This window comes from Gillisia sp. Hel_I_29, from assembly GCF_000744275.1.
In the GTDB taxonomy this organism is placed as follows: Bacteria; Bacteroidota; Bacteroidia; order Flavobacteriales; family Flavobacteriaceae; genus Gillisia.
In genome coordinates this window covers 50615-67826 of sequence record NZ_JQLP01000001.1, presented here as the reverse complement: position 1 = coordinate 67826, position 17212 = coordinate 50615, and the positions used below count along the sequence as shown (strand labels likewise).

Sequence of the window (17212 nt, the reverse complement as noted above, 5' to 3'; positions counted from 1 at the left end):
TACCAATGATCACATATCAAAATATATATTCAGGCATTGTCACAGTTATCGCTGTGACAATGCTTTTTTCATGTCAGGGCAATCTTAATCAGGTTAGGGCGCTAGATCAACAAGCAGATAGTCCGCAAACTATTGGGGAAGCGATGTTCTTGAAATATACAGATTCCGGTAGGGTGGTAGCAACTCTAAAAAGTCCGAAGATGTTAGATTTTACCAATCTTGAATTTCCTTATAGAGAATTTCCTGAGGGTGTAAAAGTCGAATTTTTTGATGAGGATAATAATAAGAATACAGTCACTGCAAATTATGCTATTATCTATGATGGTCCAGGATTAATAGATCTTCAGGGTAATGTTGTTTTGGTAACATCTGATAGTACAAAATTGGAAGCAGACCAGTTATTTTGGGATCAATCGTTAGCGTGGGTGTTTACAGATAAAGCAAATACCATAAGGTTTGCCAATGGAGCTCGTAATGATGGGCAAGGCTTTGATTCCGATTTAAATTTTAGTAATTTCCGTTCTCGCACCAATGTGGGAATACAGGTAATTGAAGAAAAGAACAAATGATGAAATTTTTTAAATACTTTGAATACGCTTATTTAGTAATTGCAGCTTTCTTTCTGTTTGAAACCATAAGACTTTGGAACTTGGAAAGAAATAGAGCGTATCTGTTTATCTTCTTTACCGTACTCGCAATTTTTATGTTCTTCTTTAAACGCAGGTTTAGGAAAAGGATTGAGAAGGGCAATCGTTCATAATTTATGGAAGTTAACATACTCATAATTATAGGAACTCTAATTTTATCCGCATTCTTTTCGGGTATGGAGATAGCCTATGTTTCTTCTAATAAGATCTTTATAGAGATTGAAAAAAGACAAGCTGGATTTCTTGCAAAAGTTTTAAAGAAACTCACTAAAAAACCTTCAAAGTTTATTGCTACCATGTTGGTGGGTAATAACATAGCTTTGGTTGTATATGGTTTTTATATGGGAGACCTTATTATGATGTGGCTTGGAAGTCTACTTCCTGTAGATAATTCATTTTTAAGAGCTTTGGTGGTAGATTTTAGTTTATTTACACAAACGGTGATCTCTACATTGGTGATCTTGTTCACAGCAGAATTTCTTCCGAAGGTATTTTTTCAGATCTACGCAAATTCACTTTTAAAGTTCTTTGCATTCCCTGCTTATTTATTCTATCTGCTGTTCAGTTTTATCTCTTCCTTCGTCATATGGATTTCAGACGTGATCTTAAAAAGGTTTTTTAAAACTGATGGTGATGAAGTGCAATTAGCTTTTAGCAAGTTAGATCTTGGGAATTTTATTAGTGAGCAAATGGAAACTGTGGAGTCTGATGAAGAGGTAGATTCAGAAATTCAGATCTTTCAAAATGCTTTAGAGTTTTCTGATATTAAAGCGAGAGAAGTAATGGTGCCCAGAACAGAGATCGTAGCGGTAGACCATACCGTGGCTCCAAAAGACCTTATTCAGACCTTTACAGAAACAGGACTTTCAAAAATTCTTATCTATAATGAAACTATAGATGATATTATTGGATACATACATTCTTTTGAATTATTTAAAAAGCCTAAAACATTAAAATCTACCTTGTTACCGGTAGTTTTTGTTCCTGAGACCATGTGGGTGAAAGATGTATTAAACATTCTTATTAAAAAGAGAAAAAGTATTGCAGTGGTTATTGATGAGTATGGAGGTACTAGCGGAATGATCACTATAGAAGATATTGTGGAAGAATTATTTGGTGAAATTGAAGATGAGCATGATCCAGTAATTTTAATTGAAGAGAAACTAGGAGAAGATCATTATAAATTTTCTGCCAGAATAGAAGTAGATTATTTGAATGAAGCATATAAGTTGAATATACCTGTAGGGGAAAATTATGAGACTCTTGGAGGCTTTATTACTAATTATACCGAAGAGATTCCGCAACAATTTGAAGAGCTTAGAGTAGAGAATTTTAAAATAAAGATCTTAGAAGTTTCAAATACAAAAATTGAATTAGTAGAGCTGGAATTAAAGGATAAGGACTAATTTGAGGAAAGCGTTAAAATTTTGCAAATATTAAGTTTTATAATTAGGCTAAAAACACTATTTTCGCCCACTATATTAGATAAATCATAACTAAAAATGGCAGTATTAAATAAAATTAGACAGCGTTCAGTTTTCTTAATAATTATCATTGCACTGGCGTTATTCTCTTTCGTACTTGCCGATGTAATTCGTAATGGAGGCATGAGTTCGCAAAAGTCTCAAAACGTAGTTGCAACGGTAGATGGTGAAGAAATTGGTCGTGAAGATTTTGCAAGACAAGTAGAAGCTTATCAAAGAAACATGGGGCCAAACGCTACAACTGCGCAAGTGGTGAACCAAGTTTGGGACATGAAATTGAGAGAAGTTATTTTAAAGGAAGAATTTGAAGAGCTAGGAATTGGTGTTGGAGAAGCTCAGGTTAAAATGTTATTGCGTCAGCAATTGGCAGATAACCCTAATTTTACCAATGAAGCTGGAATGTTTGATGAAAGTAAACTTCAACAATATGTTGCCAATTTAAAAGCAACTTCTCCAGAAGCTTACAACAACTGGTTGAACTACGAGAATTCAGTAGCAGAGGCTGCAAAAGAAAATATCTATTACAATCTTATTAAAGCTGGTGTTGGAGCTACCTTATTAGAAGGTGAGCAAGCATATCAATTAGAGAATGATAATGTAGATCTTAAGTATGTTCAAATTCCTTACAGCAGTATTGCAGATGCAGAGGTTACTGTAAGTAAAGATGAAATTAGAGATTACGTTAAAAAACATTCAGAAAGATTTCAAACTGAGATGGCAAGAGATATACAATATGTATATTTTCAGGAGGAAGCTTCTATAGAAGATGAAGCGGAAGCAAAATCTACTGTGTCAGATGTAATGTCTAGCAGAGTTCAATTTAATTCTGCATCTAATCAGAATGACACATTACCAAGTTTTAAAGATGCGGAGAACATTGAAACTTATGTAAATCAGAATTCAGATATCCAATATCAAGATCTATACTTCTTTCAGGATGAGATAAAGAGTGATTATAAAGATCAGATCTTTAACTTGAACAAAGGTGATGTTTATGGACCTTACAAAGAAGCTGGTTATTGGAAGGTGACTAAGATGGTAGATGCTAAGCAAATGGCAGATTCTGCAAAAGCAAGTCATATAATGATCTCTTGGCAAGGGCTTCAAACTGCTAATGGAACTAATAGAACTAAAGCAGAAGCCAAATCTTTAGCAGATAGTATTTTAAATATTGTAAAGTCTGATAAGACTAAATTTGCAGACCTAGCGAAGGAATTCTCTGGAGATCTAGGTTCTCAGGCAAATGGTGGAGACCTTGGTTATTTTAGACCGGGAAGAATGGTTGCACCTTTCAATGATTTCGTTTTTAATAACAACGCTGGGCAAATTGGAGTTGTAGAATCAGATTTTGGTTACCATGTAATCAATATAGAAGAAAAAACAGCTGAAGAGCGTGCTGTAAAAGTGGCAACTATTGCTAGAAATATAGAAGCTTCAGAAAAATCTATCAATGATCTTTTTACTAAGGTGACTAAGTTTGAAATGAATGCTAAGGATAAAGGATTTAATGATGTAGCTAAAACAGACAATTTCAATGTAAGAACTGTAAGAGGAATGAAGGCTCTAGATGAGAACATTCCTGGCGTAGGTCCACAAAGAAGAATTGTACAGTGGGCATTTGAAGATGAAATTAAAGCTGGAGATATAAAGAAATTTGAAGTTCCTGGAGGATATGTGGTAGCGCAGGTAACTGCTGTTAAGAAAAAAGGAACAGAATCTGCTGAAGATGCATCTGCAGTAGTTTCTCCGATCTTAATGAAAGAAAAGAAAGCGAAACTTATCAAAGAGAAAATTAGTGGTAATTCTTTAGAGGATATCGCTAGATCTCAAAATTCTAGTGTGCAAACCGCAAGCGCTATTAATCTTAAAAATCCAACATTAGCAGGTGCAGGAAGTGAGCCGGAAGTTGTAGGTGCAGTTTTCTCTCAAAAAGTAGGGGAAATGAGTAAGCCAATTGCTGGAGAAAAAGGTGTGTATGTGGTTAAGGTTGATGCTATAAATAAGGCTCCAAAAATGGAATCTTATAGAGCATTCGCAAATCAGGAAACGCTTAAAAGAAGACAGTCTGTTAATGCAAGAGTGTTCACTGCACTTAAAGAAAATGCAGATATTGAAGATAACAGAGCTAAGTTCTACTAGTAGAATTTGAGTTTATCATATTAAAAAAACCCGAGGCTATTAGCTTCGGGTTTTTTTTATGGAATTTAGTTTTGTTGGAATATGACTTTAAATTTCGGGCTAAAGTTATTTCTGGATTTAAAATAAAGTAGATGCTATAATAAGTTGGGCATGTTAATCTGAAAAGTTAATAAACTTTAATGCAGAAATTATCATTTTGAGATATTGACTATAAAGTCATTTCAGAAAATGTGAGGATGGTATTATAACCTTTCTCTTTAAAATATTCCTGTTCCTCACTTCCACCGGTAGCTATTATAAAATCTCCTCCCCAACCTCCAAGACTTTTTATAGCGCCTTTAAAATCCGGAAAAAGCTGAGATTTGATCTTAGGAGTGTTAATTAATCTAGAGATAAGGGTTTCATGAATGTTCATGAGCAGCTTAAATTCTTCTAAAGTTTCACAGGTTACAAAGCTTCTTGTAAGTGCTGATACCTTTTCTATATCTGATATTAAGGACTCTTTATCCTGAGCTTTATAATGTGCTATAGATTCTCTGGAATTCTGCTTTTGATTTAGGTGTACAAAGAACAGGCTATCCTTAAAAGATGGGTTGAAGTTGGAGGTGAGAATACTTCTTCCGCTATTGGTAAGCTGATAGGTTATGGGGTAATCTGTATTTGCCGCGGCAATGTCATATCCACTTCCTTTAAAAGTGGAAGAGAGAAGTTTGTAGGCATCTACTTCAAACCATAGCGCAATATTATTGATAAGTGTTGATGAGCTTCCTAAGCCCCAGTTTTGTGGAAACTCTAGCCTGGTAATTACATTGTGTCCAGTGACAGCGCTCAAGGTCTTTGGATTTAATTTATTTGCAACTTGCAAAATTTCTAATAACCTCGTTTCTTCAATCGTATTAAGGTTTTTCTGGTTTCCATTTTGAATATCCCCAAGATCTAAGTTTGCACTAAACCAAAGTTGCCCGTTGTTTTTATAAGCTTCCCATCTAATTGCGTCATGTTGGTTAGCTTTAACCTCTAGAGTTTGACCAAATTTTGTAGGTATTGCAAGTGCAAGTGCTTTGTCTAAAACCGTATATTCTCCTGTAATTAAAAGTTTCCCGTTGCTTCTAAATGTTTTCAATGAAATCTAATTTTAAATATTGGTCTTAGGCTCTTAACTTTTCAAGTTGTTCAGAGACACTGCTGTGAGTAACTGTGTGATGCTTGAAATAATGAACTAGCTCATCTTTCTCTGCATTAGATGCATTGTATTGATTGAGTATGTTCATTAAATGCATTTTCATATGTCCCTGTTGAATTCCTGTAGTCACCAAAGATTTAACGGCCGCAAAGTTCTGAGCCAAACCGGCAACTGCTACTATTTGCATTAATTGTGCTGCAGTAGGTTTTTGAAGTATTTCCATAGCAACTTTTACGAGGGGGTGTAAATTTGTAAGTCCGCCAACGGTTCCTAATGCCAATGGTATTTCAATCCAGAATTTAAATATGCCATTCTCAACACTTGCGTGAGTGAGGCTACTGTAACTCCCATTTCTGGAAGCATATGCATGTATTCCTGCTTCTACAGCTCTAAAATCGTTTCCGGTGGCTAGTACCACGGCGTCTATGCCGTTCATGATGCCTTTATTATGTGTTACTGCACGATAGGGCTCAATTTCTGCGATCTTCATGGCAGTAAGAAATTTCTCTGCAAAGATCTTTGGCTTTGTAAGTTTATCATCAGAAAGATCTTCAACTTTACAACTTACTTCAGCTCTAACAATACACTCTGGTACATAGTTAGAGAGAATGCTCATAATTACCTCTATTTGTTTTTCTTCAGGAGAGAATTGCTCATAATTGAGTGCTTCCGATTTAAAGGTTTCTGAAAATTTTTCTAAACAAGAATTTATAAAATTAGCGCCCATAGAATCTTTAGTTTCGAACTTGCAGTGAAGCTGAAAATAACCTTCTAAAGATTCTGTTTTATCTCTTAATGATATATCTAAAACCCCACCGCCGCGCTTCTCCATATTTTTGGTTATAGAGCTTACTGCAAACAATAATTTGGGTTTACAAAAGTTGAAAAAGTCTTCTAATTTATTTTTATCTCCCTTAAAGAGAAAATGTACTTGGCCTATTTTCACCGTATTTAGAACAGTTGCTTTAAATCCTCCACGAGAATGCCAGAATTTGGCAGCCTTGCTTGCAGCCGCTATCACAGAACTTTCTTCAATGGTCATTGGAATCGCAAAAAGATCTCCATTGATCATAAAATTTGGTGCAAGACCAAAAGGGAGGTAAAAGTTACTAAGCGTATTTTCTGTAAACTCATCATGCAGTTGCTGCAGTTTTTCATTTTCATGCCAATATTGTTCTAGCACAGCTACAGATGTATCAGAATCTTTTAGATAAGTTTGCGATAACCAGTTAATCTTTTCTTGTTTGCTAAATTTGGAAAAGCCGGAAATAGGTTTGTTCATTTAAGTAAGATTTGAATTCCAAAGATACAATTACTCTTACTATTGATAAAACCCAAGAATTTGATTGTGTGCAGAATAAATTTAATTAGAAAAACCAGTGGTTCACATTAACAAATTGTTAGTATTTAACACACAAAACGGGTGTTTTTTGCTCAATTTTTAGTAAACTTGGCCTACAAAAAATATTCTCAACATTTTATGAAATTATCTCAATTTTTTCTTGCCCTTTTTATGGTAGGAACCTCAGCGATCTTCGCTCAGGAAAAACAAGTAAGTCTAGAAGAAATATGGAATGGAGAGTTTAGCCAGCAACGCTTGGAGTCTCTAAATTCTTTAAATAATGGAGATGAATATATTGTTCTAAATCAGGATAGATCCAAAGGAACTTCAAGTATAGATGTCTACGCATATAAGTCTGGCGAAAAGAAAAGAAGTTTAGTAAATAGTGCGAACCTTCAAGATGTGAACAGGTTTTCTAGTTATCAGTTAAGCAATAATGAAGCGCAGGTTTTATTAGGAACAGATATGGAACAGATCTACAGACATTCTTCTCGTGGTATCTTCTATGTTTATGATATGTCTTCAAAATCATTGAATATGTTAACCGATAGAAAAGTGCAGGAGCCTACTTTTTCTCCTGATGGTTCTAAAGTAGCTTATGTTTTTGATAATAATATCTTCATCCAAGATCTTGCTTCTGGTAAAGAAACGCAAGTAACTACAGATGGAAAGATAAATGAAAATATTAATGGAGTTACAGATTGGGTTTATGAAGAAGAATTTGCTTTTGTTAGAGCATTTGATTTTAATAAGGACGGATCTAAACTTGCATTCTTAAAATTTGACGAGAGAGAGGTTCCAGAATTTTCAATGGATATGTTCGGAAGTGAACTTTATCCAACTTCTTCTACTTTCAAATATCCAAAAGCGGGTGAAGCAAATTCTAAGGTTTCACTGCATGTTTATAATCTTCAATCTGAAAAAACTAATGATATAAAGTTGGGAGATTACAATGATTTCTATATTCCTAGAATTAAATGGTCCAACAATGCTGATGTATTAAGCGCTCAGGTGTTGAATCGTCATCAAAACAATCTGGATCTTATTTTTGTGAATACTAAAACCAACGAGTCTAAAGTGGTTTTAAACGATTCTGATAAAGCATACGTAGATGTTACCGATAATCTTACATTTTTAGATGATAATAGTTTTATCTGGACTAGTGAGAAAGATGGATGGAACCATATTTATCATTACGACAAGAATGGAAAACTGATCAATCAGATCACTAAAGGGAAGTGGGAAGTAACCAATTACTACGGATTTGATCCAAAGTCTAAAACCGTATTCTACCAAAGTACAGAAAATGGAAGTGTGAACAGAGATGTGTATGCTATCAAGGCAAATGGAAAGAACAAAAAAAGGCTAACTGAGAATGAAGGAACCAATAGTGCAGACTTTAGCGCAGATTATTCTTACTTCATCAATACCTTCACAAATACTACCACACCAAACAAGTATACGTTGCATGATGCTAAATCTGGAAAGTTAGTTAGAGTAATAAAAGATAATTCAGCATTATTAGAAAAAGAGAAGGCTTATAACTTCTCTGCAAAAGAACTTTCTACTATAGAGATTAATGGGAATGAATTAAATATGTGGATGATTAAACCATCTAATTTTGATGAGTCTAAAAAATATCCATTATTGATGTTCCAATATTCTGGACCTGGATCTCAAACGGTTTCAAACTCTTATTTCGGAGCTAATGATTATTGGTACCAGCTTTTGGCAGATAAAGGGTACATAGTAGCTTCTGTAGATGGAAGAGGAACTGGTTTTAAAGGTGCGGCCTTTAAAAAAGTAACTCAAAATGAACTTGGGAAATTTGAATTAGAAGATCAAATTGCTGCTGCAAAGAAACTTGGAGCACGTAATTATATAGATCAAGACAGAATTGGTATTTGGGGATGGAGCTTTGGTGGCTTTATGTCTACCAACGCTATTTTAAAAGGGAACGATGTATTTTCTATGGCCATTGCTGTTGCACCGGTTACAAGCTGGAGATTTTATGACAGCATCTATACTGAAAGATATATGACAACTCCTCAGGAAAATCCAACAGGATACGATGAGAATTCTCCAATTAACCATGTAGATAAATTGGAAGGAAAATATTTATTAGTTCATGGTTCTGGAGATGATAATGTTCATGTTCAAAACAGTATGAGATTAATAGAGTCTTTAATACAGGCTAACAAGCAATTTGATTGGGCAATTTACCCAGATAAGAATCATGGAATTTATGGTGGAAATACAAGATTACACTTGTATACCAAAATGACGAATTTCATCGAAGAGAATTTATAATAACCTAAACTAACTTTAAATAAATGGCAAATACTGCACCTCCAGTTAATCAAAAAGAATTATTCGGGCATCCGGTTGGTCTTTATATCTTATTCTTCACAGAAATGTGGGAGCGTTTTTCTTACTACGGAATGCGCGCAATACTTGTACTTTATCTTGTTAGTGCAACTACAGGTGGCAACGCAGGGTTAGGATGGACAGGTGGAGAGGCAATTGCACTCTACGGTTGGTATACTATGTTGGTATATGTTGCTTCTATTCCCGGAGGTATCATAGCAGATAAATTGCTAGGTCAGAAAAAGACAGTACTCGTAGGAGGTATCATATTGGTTGCCGGACACGGGATACTTGCAGTAGAAGAAATGTGGGCATTTTACACCGGTTTAGGATTGATTATTGCCGGAGTTGGAATGCTAAAACCAAACATTTCTACAATGGTTGGTGGTCTTTACAAAGAAGGAGATATTAGAAGAGATAAAGGTTTTACCATATTTTATATTGGGATTAACCTTGGGGCTTTCCTTTCCAGTTTAATTGTTGGTTATGTTGGAGAACAGATAGGATGGCATTGGGGATTTGGTCTTGCCGGAATTGCAATGGCGTTAGGATTATTGGTTTATTTATGGGGGCAGAAGTACCTAACCAATGTTGGAAATCTATTGTCTAAAACAGAAATGGCAGATGGTGCCTCTTTAGGAAATTTGTTCTCAGATCTTTTAAAATCACCTCTACAATTGGTAATCACCTCTGTATTAATGGCAGGGTCTCTATACTATCTGATATTTGAATCTTTACCATATGGATTGCTATATATATTTTTAACATTGGTAACCGCCTTAATGTTGATGGTTTATAAAGACTTGAGCACACAAATAATGAAAGATCGTTATGTTGTGATGATCTTATCTTTTTTACTGGTAGTTGTTTTTTGGGGAGCTTTTGAACAGGCTGGTGGATTAATGAATATTTATGCGCTCGATAAGACTAACAGATCTATACCATTTACACTTCCATTAATTGGAAATGAGGTTCCTGCAACATGGTTCCAATCTTTAAATGCCTTATTCATTATTATTTTTGGGGTAATAATTGCAAATTTCTGGGCTAAGCGTAAACTTAAGAACAAAGAAGCATCATCTATTTTTAAGATGGCTACGGGTGTAATTATCATGGGACTTGGATTTATTTTTATGGCAATGGCAGCTAAAAGCTATACTCCTTATGATGAGAAAGCAGCTATGTACTGGTTGGTATTAGCTTATTTATTGCACACTATTGGAGAGCTTTGCTCTTCTCCAGTAGCGCTATCTTTTATTACTAAGCTGGCGCCGGTAAAATATGCCTCATTAATGATGGGAGTTTACTTTGCCGCTACAGGACTTGGAAATAAAGTTGCTGGAGTTATTGGTGAATTTTCTCAGGGAGAGCCTATGGTTGTAGAACTTAATGCAACCACTTCACAAATGGCTCAAAATTTACAGATCAATGATTCTATTATAACCAAAACACAAGATTTTAGACTTGCTGGAAATGTGTATGAGGAAAATGGTGAACTTCAGGTGACCACGTTGGATAATAGTCAGCCTATATTGAATTTTATTAAATTCAAAAATGAAGAGAGAACAGAGGAAGTCATCGAAACCTTAAAAGAAGAAAATGTTACAGCAGAGAACCCTTACCATATCTTAATAGATTTTAAGCAAGGGGATGAGAAGAATGGTTATAAAGGTAACTTTATAGTAGAAGAGCTTCAAACAGATATGGAATATGCTACTTTTTGGGGAATTACAATATTCACCTCAATATTTGGTCTTTTGGTAATCCTGCTTCTAAAACCTTTAAAAAGGCTTACACATGGAGTGGAAGATGATGAGAGAGAATTGCCAGAACAAGAGCAGTATGATCTAGGTGAAAAGAACTTTAACTAAGGTGTAAATGGCAACAGCGCAAGTAACTCCAACAGATTTCTTTAAAAGTAATGTGTTGGGCCACCCAGCAGGTCTTTTTGTATTGTTCTTTACAGAAATGTGGGAAAGATTCTCTTTCTATGGAATGAGAGTTCTCTTAGTGAATTTCTTAACCATGGCAATTGTAGGAGTAGATAACCCGGGTTGGGGCTGGTCTGCAGAAAATGCAGGAGCTCTTTTTGGTACCTACGCAGGTCTTCTATATTTAACGCCTATACTAGGTGGTTTAATTGCTGATAAGTTTACAGGGTATCGTTGGGCAGTAATTATAGGAGCAGCTATTATGACGCTAGGTCATGCTTCTATGGCTTTGGAAACCGAATTTTCGCTCTATTTTGGATTAGGATTGCTAGTAATAGGAACGGGTTTCTTTAAGCCTAATATTACCTCTATTATTTCTGAAATGTATGAAGGCAAATCTGATAAAAAAGATGGAGCTTATACCATTTTCTATATGGGTGTAAACGCAGGTGCTTTCTTCGGAATGATGCTTTGCGGATATCTTGCTGAAAAAATTGGATGGAGCTGGGGCTTTGGTCTTGCCGGAATTTTTATGTTTTTAGGAACGCTTCAATTTTGGTTATCTAAACCTCTTTTTGGAAAAGTCGGTGGAGTGCCAGATAAAGCTTTAGCAGAAAAACATCTTCGTGAAGAGGAAAGTAAAGGAGTATCTCATAAACCTAATCCATTTACATTAGTAGATAAGATATTAATTGCTGCTTCTGCAAGTATTGGTTTTATCTATTTATTAAATGATCCTTTATCTAGAATTGGGAACTACAATTTATTTCCAGAATTCTTGCCTTTTAATGTAGGTGGAGAACCATTTAGTGGTCCAATTGGGATGGCTATTCTTGGACTGATATTATTTTTAATATTAGTGATTTCAAGAATTTCGAGATATGCGCCAATAGTTAGGGATAGGCTAATAGCGGTGATCATCTTCGCTTTTTTTACAGTATTCTTCTTTATGTCTTTTGAGCAAGGCGCCTCTTCCTTGATCATATTTGCTAGAGATAATGTAGATAGAGTGCTTGTAGGAAGTTCGGCTACTATTTTTAATGTAGTGAATGCATTATTAACTGTGGTGCCATTGGCAATTATAACTTGGGTATTGTATCTCTTATGGAAACAGACCTACAGTAAAATTCCGGGTTCTAATATAATTTTAGGGATTTGTTTTGCGGGGATATGGGCGCTTGTTATATGGATGTTAGGAAGAGAGTTTACTGCAGATACCACAGAGATCACTGTATCATGGTTTAGTATTCTAAATTCATTCTTTATAATTGTATTTGCATCATTCTTCTCCAAATGGTGGGAGAGTAAATACAATCCGTCTGCAGCATTTAAATATAGTTTCGGGCTAATCTTACTAGGTCTGGGATTCGGACTTTTAGCATTAGGGTCTAGCGGAGTGGCAGAAGGAGCTAAGGTGAGCATGATATGGTTAATATTAGCATACCTCTTACACACTTTAGGAGAATTATGTTTGTCACCTTTAGGCTTATCTTACGTTAGTAAACTTGTTCCAGCAAGGATGATAGCCTTTATGTTTGGTATGTGGTATTTAGCTATAGCCATTGGAAATAAGTTAGCAGGATCTTTAGGGGGAATGATAGAAACGGTTACTCAAGAGTATGACCTTTCAACTTTTTTCCTAATATTTACCATAGTGCCTATAGCCGGTGGAGTACTGGTAGCATTATTAAATCCACTGTTGAAAAGACTAATGCATGATATTCGATAACTTCGGAATGATAATTGAATAATATCATATTTTTAAAATTATAGCATGAAAAAAACGATTAGCATTTTTATAATGATGTTGGTGGTTGGTTTTACCCAAGCACAGGAAATTAAATGGATGAGCATGAATGATGCTCTAGCAGCGCAAAAGAAAGCACCAAAAAAGATCATGATGGATGCTTATACAACATGGTGTGGGCCTTGTAAAATGATGGATAAGAATACTTTTACAAATAGAGATGTGGTAGCATATATCAACGAGCATTTTTATGCGGTAAAATTTGATGCCGAAGGAACCGAAAAAATTAATTATAAAGATTTCACGTATACCAATCCAAATCACGATCCTAATAGAAAAGGTAGAAATAGTCAGCATTTTTTAGCAGATGCTTTAAAGATTACTGGTTATCCAAGTCTGGTCTTTTTTGATGAGAATGCCGATGTTATCGCGCCAATAATGGGGTATAGAACTCCAGAGCAAGTAGAGATCTTTTTAAAGATGATCGCTAAAGATGATTATAAAAAGCTTACAACGTCTGATGCTTGGGAGAAATACTCCAGCAATTTTAAAGGCACTTTTAAGAATTAAATAGTTAGCTCTATTTTAAAGAGTTTTCTCGAGGATAAAATATATACGCTCCCTTTTCTGCTGTTGCATGAAAAAGGGAGTTTTTGTTTTCTAGGGTTTTGTGCCAATGTTGCACCAAATATTTATAATTACTTCCATCTGCCACTATAACTTCAGGTTGAAGTTTTTCAAGCATTCTGTCTAGATTGATCTTCGGAGAATTCCTTAAAATGATGATATCTGGTTTATAAGTAGGAATAGCATAAATTCCGGAAGAATCAATTATCAATATTTTATTGTCCCAAATATCTAAAACATTCCCTAAAGCAATTCTTTCTGTAGATATGATGCTTTCTTCAGTATTAAACCTTGAGAGCATTATTAACTGCGAACTGTCTATCTCTTGGTGACTGTAAAGCGCTAGTTTCTGATGTTTTTTAATCGCTATTAGACTTTGTTCAGTAGAATGAAAAATTATTGCTTTAAACGGCGTTGTTTCTGCTTTTTCGAATATCAGGCTTGTTTGCAAGATCATGATTGAAAACAGGAATGTTAGTATTCGCTTTGGTGTCCATTTTAATATTAACTGAATTAATGTAAATAACACTAAATAAGTGGTTAAGCATAGGAGTATGGAAAAGGATACATCTTTAATTACAAAGGCTTGAAAAGAAGAAATGAATGTCACAAAATTATTCATTTGTAAAATGATGAATTCAAAAAGATAAATTAGAATTGTGGGAAGCAGATCTAAGAGACTTAATACGATCACTACTAGTCCTAAGCCTAATATTATTCCCAAAAATGGTAGTATTACTATATTGGTCACGAAAAATAATGTCGGAAATTGATGGAAATAGAATAAACTAAGTGGCAAAACCGCTAGCTGAGCAGCAATACTAACTGTTAGTAATTTCCAGAAATATAAAATAACCTGGTTCTTCGGTTTCCATAATTTTTGTAAAAGAGGCTGAATACTAGTAATTCCTAAAATTGCCAAATAACTTAGTTGAAATCCTACTTGATAGATGTAATATGGATTGATCAAAAGAAGGAAGAACAATGATATAAAAACAGAGTTGGTTATATTGGTGTTTCTTCTAAATTGTATTCCAACGGCTATAATTGAGAACATGAAAACTGCTCTTACTACAGATGGTGCTAAGCCGGTTATTAAGGCGAAGGTCCAGAGAAAAATTAGAATGATCATGAAAGAATAGAATTTACCAAATTTTATTCTTTCTATGGGTTTTAGGATCATAGTGAGCAGCCATAACAGTATTCCAATATGTAAGCCAGATATCGCTAGAATATGTATAGCACCCGCAGATGCGTAATTTGAAAAGGTGGTTGGCGAAATATCTCTTCTTTCGCCTAGTAAAAGCGCTTTTATAATGGAAAATTCATTTTTAGTAAAATTTGCTTCCTCCAGTTTTAAAATGATCTCTTTTCTAGACCTTTCAGCAATACTAAAAATATTGAACTTATTACTGCCAATTATTTGAACGTCTTCTTGTTCACTATAAGCTTGTTTGAGTATTCCAGATCGTTCTAAGTAGCTTTTATAGCTGAACTGATGTGGATTTAAAGGTGCTTTTATGTCTTGAAATTGTATAGGCATCACGAGGATGTCTCCCACTTCTAAAGATTTAGAATTAATGTCTTTTCTTAAATTTAAAAGAATTTTTCCTTTGGTGTTACGCCTATCTAAGTTAGTGGCGAAGATTATAAATCTTTCGTAGTTGGAAGTTGGTTTTAATACTTCTGCTACTGTAGCTGTAAGCGTGTAAAGGTTATTTGATTCTTTATTTAAAGTATGAGCATAATGCTTCGCATGAGTATAGGGAAGTTGTAGCGATGCTGTAAAAACTCCTAGAAACAGAAACATCATGAAAAAAGAAACTCCAAAGAAAATATCTGGGAATTTTAATTTCTGGGATCTTAAATATAGGCTAACAAAAATCAGAAAAATTAAGAATCCTATAGGCAATAGAATATCCACTGGAATTTTAAAATAAAACTCCAGCACAATTCCAATAAGTAGGGTGATGGAAAGCTTTATTATGGTAAAATTGAGCAAACTTCAATTTTAAAGATCTAGATTAAGATAATTAAAATTTTAGATCACCCGACGTGCCATAACAAAATGATCAAACCAATAATTTTCTGAAAGTGAAGATATTATAACCCCCAATGAAGTGGTAGAGTGAATAAAAAGGATCTGGCCAGGTTGAATTTCAACCACCAGTCCTACATGGTTTACTACCTTTTTATTTTTATTGGTTTCAAAAAATAGAAGGTCACCAATATTCACATCGTCAAGAGATAATCGCTCTCCCTGTAAAGACATGGCTCTGGAGGTTCTTGGTAATGGAATATCTTCCTTAAGAAAAGAGGTGTAAACAAGTCCGGAGCAATCCATACCGTCGCTTGTAGTTCCTCCAAACTTATATTTAGTGCCTTGGTAATCTAAAGCGTGAGAGGTAATATTATACACTCTGTTGTCTTCAGGAAGTTCTTCGGGCTTAGCAGTTTTTATAGCTACCGCTGGAGCAGGAGGATTGAACTTTACTTTTTTAGCTAGTTTACGAGCTTCTTTAGTTTGAGGAATTTGGCTTTTAGATGCTCCACAAGAGGTTAGGAACAATGAGAAAATTAATAGCACAGATAGAGTTAGGATTCTGCTTCTCATCAAATATATTAGTGTTTTAAAGTATTATAAATAAGTTTTGCGGTTTTTTTACTGGCGCCAGCGCCACCTAATTTCATTTCTAACTCAAAATACTGCTCATATATTGTGTGGCGAACTTTAGGGTCTAAAATTTTATCGAGTTCGGCACTTAAAGATTTTGTATTAAAATCATTCTGAATGAGCTCTTTAACAACCTCTTTATCCATGATAAGGTTTACTAAAGAAATGTACTTTAATTTTATCACCCTACGTGCAATTTGATAGGAAATAGTACTACCCTTATAGCAAACCACTTCCGGAACTTTAAAAAGTGCCGTCTCTAGAGTTGCAGTCCCCGAAGTTACTAATGCTGCCGTGGCTAAACCTAGAATATCATAAGTTCTATTCATAACCAAATGCACATTCTTCTTCTTAATGTATTGAGCATAGAATTCTGGTTCTTGACTTGGTGCTCCGGCAATTATAAATTGGTATTCCTTATAGTTATCTGTTATGCTTAGCATGGTTTCCAGCATTCTAGAGATCTCTTGCTTTCTGCTTCCTGGTAGCAATGCTATAATTGGGCGGTCATCTAATTGAAACTTCTTTTTGAAACTTTTTGGTTCAACTAGATCTTGCTTAGCAATAGCATCTATTAAAGGGTGTCCTACAAAATGTATAGGGAAGTCATGCTTGTTTTCATAGAAGTCTTTTTCAAAAGGTAAGATCACATACATGTGGTCTATATCTCTTTTAATAGCCGATATTCTGTTTTCTTTCCAGGCCCAAATTTGGGGAGAGATATAAAAATGTGTAGGAATACCTTCTTCTTTTGCCCATTTTGCAATTCTTAGATTAAATCCTGGATAGTCTATAAAGATCAAGGCATCTGGATTGTAATCTTTAATGTCTTGTTTGCAGAAAGAAATGTTCTTTAGAATGGTGCGAAGGTTCATCACTACTTCAGAGAAACCCATAAAGGCCAACTCCCGATAATGTTTTACTAAAGTGCCGCCGGCAGCTTCCATAAGATCTCCTCCCCAGAATCTAAATTCTGCGTGCGGGTCTTCTTTTTTTAAAGCCAACATCAAATTTGATGCATGAAGATCTCCAGAGGCTTCGCCAGCAATTAGATAGTATTTCATAGCATTC

Annotated in this window: 12 protein-coding genes; 7 read left to right on the top strand and 5 right to left on the bottom strand. The window is 34.9% G+C overall.

The window, feature by feature from the left end:
• Positions 1-5 precede the first annotated feature (5 nt).
• The 3 genes from lptC to P163_RS00235 all read left to right on the top strand — a co-directional run bounded on the left by lptC (position 6) and on the right by P163_RS00235 (position 4270).
• Positions 6-569, top strand: a complete 564-nt coding sequence (lptC, locus tag P163_RS00245; RefSeq protein ID WP_034886723.1) for an LPS export ABC transporter periplasmic protein LptC — start codon at positions 6-8, stop codon at positions 567-569.
• A gap of 194 nt (positions 570-763) precedes the next feature.
• Positions 764-2053: a hemolysin family protein gene (locus tag P163_RS00240; RefSeq protein WP_034886721.1), complete on the top strand. Its 1290-nt coding sequence runs from the start codon at positions 764-766 to the stop codon at positions 2051-2053.
• 96 nt (positions 2054-2149) lie between these two features.
• Positions 2150-4270: a peptidylprolyl isomerase gene (locus P163_RS00235; protein WP_034886717.1), complete on the top strand. Its 2121-nt coding sequence runs from the start codon at positions 2150-2152 to the stop codon at positions 4268-4270.
• A 208-nt stretch (positions 4271-4478) separates the two neighbouring features.
• Here the strand turns inward: P163_RS00235 and P163_RS00230 are convergent, their stop codons facing one another.
• Both P163_RS00230 and P163_RS00225 read right to left on the bottom strand, forming a co-directional pair.
• On the bottom strand, positions 4479-5393 hold the full coding sequence (locus tag P163_RS00230; protein ID WP_034886715.1) for a GYDIA family GHMP kinase: 915 nt from the start codon (positions 5391-5393) through the stop codon (positions 4479-4481).
• 25 nt (positions 5394-5418) lie between these two features.
• Complete coding sequence (locus P163_RS00225; protein WP_034886714.1) at positions 5419-6735, bottom strand: hydroxymethylglutaryl-CoA reductase, degradative; 1317 nt, start codon at positions 6733-6735, stop codon at positions 5419-5421.
• Positions 6736-6933: 198 nt separating this feature from the next.
• Between P163_RS00225 and P163_RS00220 the strand changes: the two genes are divergently transcribed.
• From P163_RS00220 to P163_RS00205, 4 genes are read left to right on the top strand one after another with little or no spacing between them, the layout of a single operon-like run.
• Positions 6934-9105, top strand: a complete 2172-nt coding sequence (locus tag P163_RS00220; protein ID WP_034887688.1) for a S9 family peptidase — start codon at positions 6934-6936, stop codon at positions 9103-9105.
• Between the two features lie 23 nt (positions 9106-9128).
• The gene (locus tag P163_RS00215) at positions 9129-11033 is read left to right on the top strand and encodes a peptide MFS transporter (RefSeq protein ID WP_034886713.1); all 1905 of its coding nucleotides are present in this window, start codon (positions 9129-9131) and stop codon (positions 11031-11033) included.
• Between the two features lie 7 nt (positions 11034-11040).
• Positions 11041-12822 (top strand): peptide MFS transporter, encoded by a 1782-nt coding sequence (locus P163_RS00210; protein ID WP_034886712.1) that lies wholly within the window; start codon positions 11041-11043, stop codon positions 12820-12822.
• Between the two features lie 45 nt (positions 12823-12867).
• On the top strand, positions 12868-13410 hold the full coding sequence (locus P163_RS00205) for a thioredoxin family protein (protein ID WP_034886710.1): 543 nt from the start codon (positions 12868-12870) through the stop codon (positions 13408-13410).
• Between the two features lie 10 nt (positions 13411-13420).
• Here the strand turns inward: P163_RS00205 and P163_RS00200 are convergent, their stop codons facing one another.
• Genes P163_RS00200 through lpxB form a run of 3 tightly spaced genes read right to left on the bottom strand, consistent with a single transcriptional unit; the run spans position 13421 to position 17205 of the window.
• A complete protein-coding gene (locus P163_RS00200) occupies positions 13421-15469 on the bottom strand; it encodes a ComEC/Rec2 family competence protein (RefSeq protein ID WP_034886709.1) in 2049 nt (682 codons plus the stop codon).
• A gap of 39 nt (positions 15470-15508) precedes the next feature.
• Positions 15509-16081, bottom strand: a complete 573-nt coding sequence (locus P163_RS00195) for a C40 family peptidase (protein ID WP_034886707.1) — start codon at positions 16079-16081, stop codon at positions 15509-15511.
• A gap of 8 nt (positions 16082-16089) precedes the next feature.
• The gene (gene lpxB, locus P163_RS00190; protein ID WP_034886706.1) at positions 16090-17205 is read right to left on the bottom strand and encodes a lipid-A-disaccharide synthase; all 1116 of its coding nucleotides are present in this window, start codon (positions 17203-17205) and stop codon (positions 16090-16092) included.
• Between the last annotated feature and the right edge of the window lie 7 nt (positions 17206-17212).

Coding starts and splice junctions, on each gene's coding strand:
- P163_RS00235 (WP_034886717.1), top strand. CDS start 2,150: ATGGCAGTATTAAATAAAATTAGACAGCGTTCAGTTTTCTTAATAATT.
- lptC (WP_034886723.1), top strand. CDS start 6: ATGATCACATATCAAAATATATATTCAGGCATTGTCACAGTTATCGCT.
- lpxB (WP_034886706.1), bottom strand. CDS start 17,205: ATGAAATACTATCTAATTGCTGGCGAAGCCTCTGGAGATCTTCATGCA.
- P163_RS00205 (WP_034886710.1), top strand. CDS start 12,868: ATGAAAAAAACGATTAGCATTTTTATAATGATGTTGGTGGTTGGTTTT.
- P163_RS00240 (WP_034886721.1), top strand. CDS start 764: ATGGAAGTTAACATACTCATAATTATAGGAACTCTAATTTTATCCGCA.
- P163_RS00225 (WP_034886714.1), bottom strand. CDS start 6,735: ATGAACAAACCTATTTCCGGCTTTTCCAAATTTAGCAAACAAGAAAAG.
- P163_RS00195 (WP_034886707.1), bottom strand. CDS start 16,081: ATGAGAAGCAGAATCCTAACTCTATCTGTGCTATTAATTTTCTCATTG.
- P163_RS00220 (WP_034887688.1), top strand. CDS start 6,934: ATGAAATTATCTCAATTTTTTCTTGCCCTTTTTATGGTAGGAACCTCA.
- P163_RS00215 (WP_034886713.1), top strand. CDS start 9,129: ATGGCAAATACTGCACCTCCAGTTAATCAAAAAGAATTATTCGGGCAT.
- P163_RS00210 (WP_034886712.1), top strand. CDS start 11,041: ATGGCAACAGCGCAAGTAACTCCAACAGATTTCTTTAAAAGTAATGTG.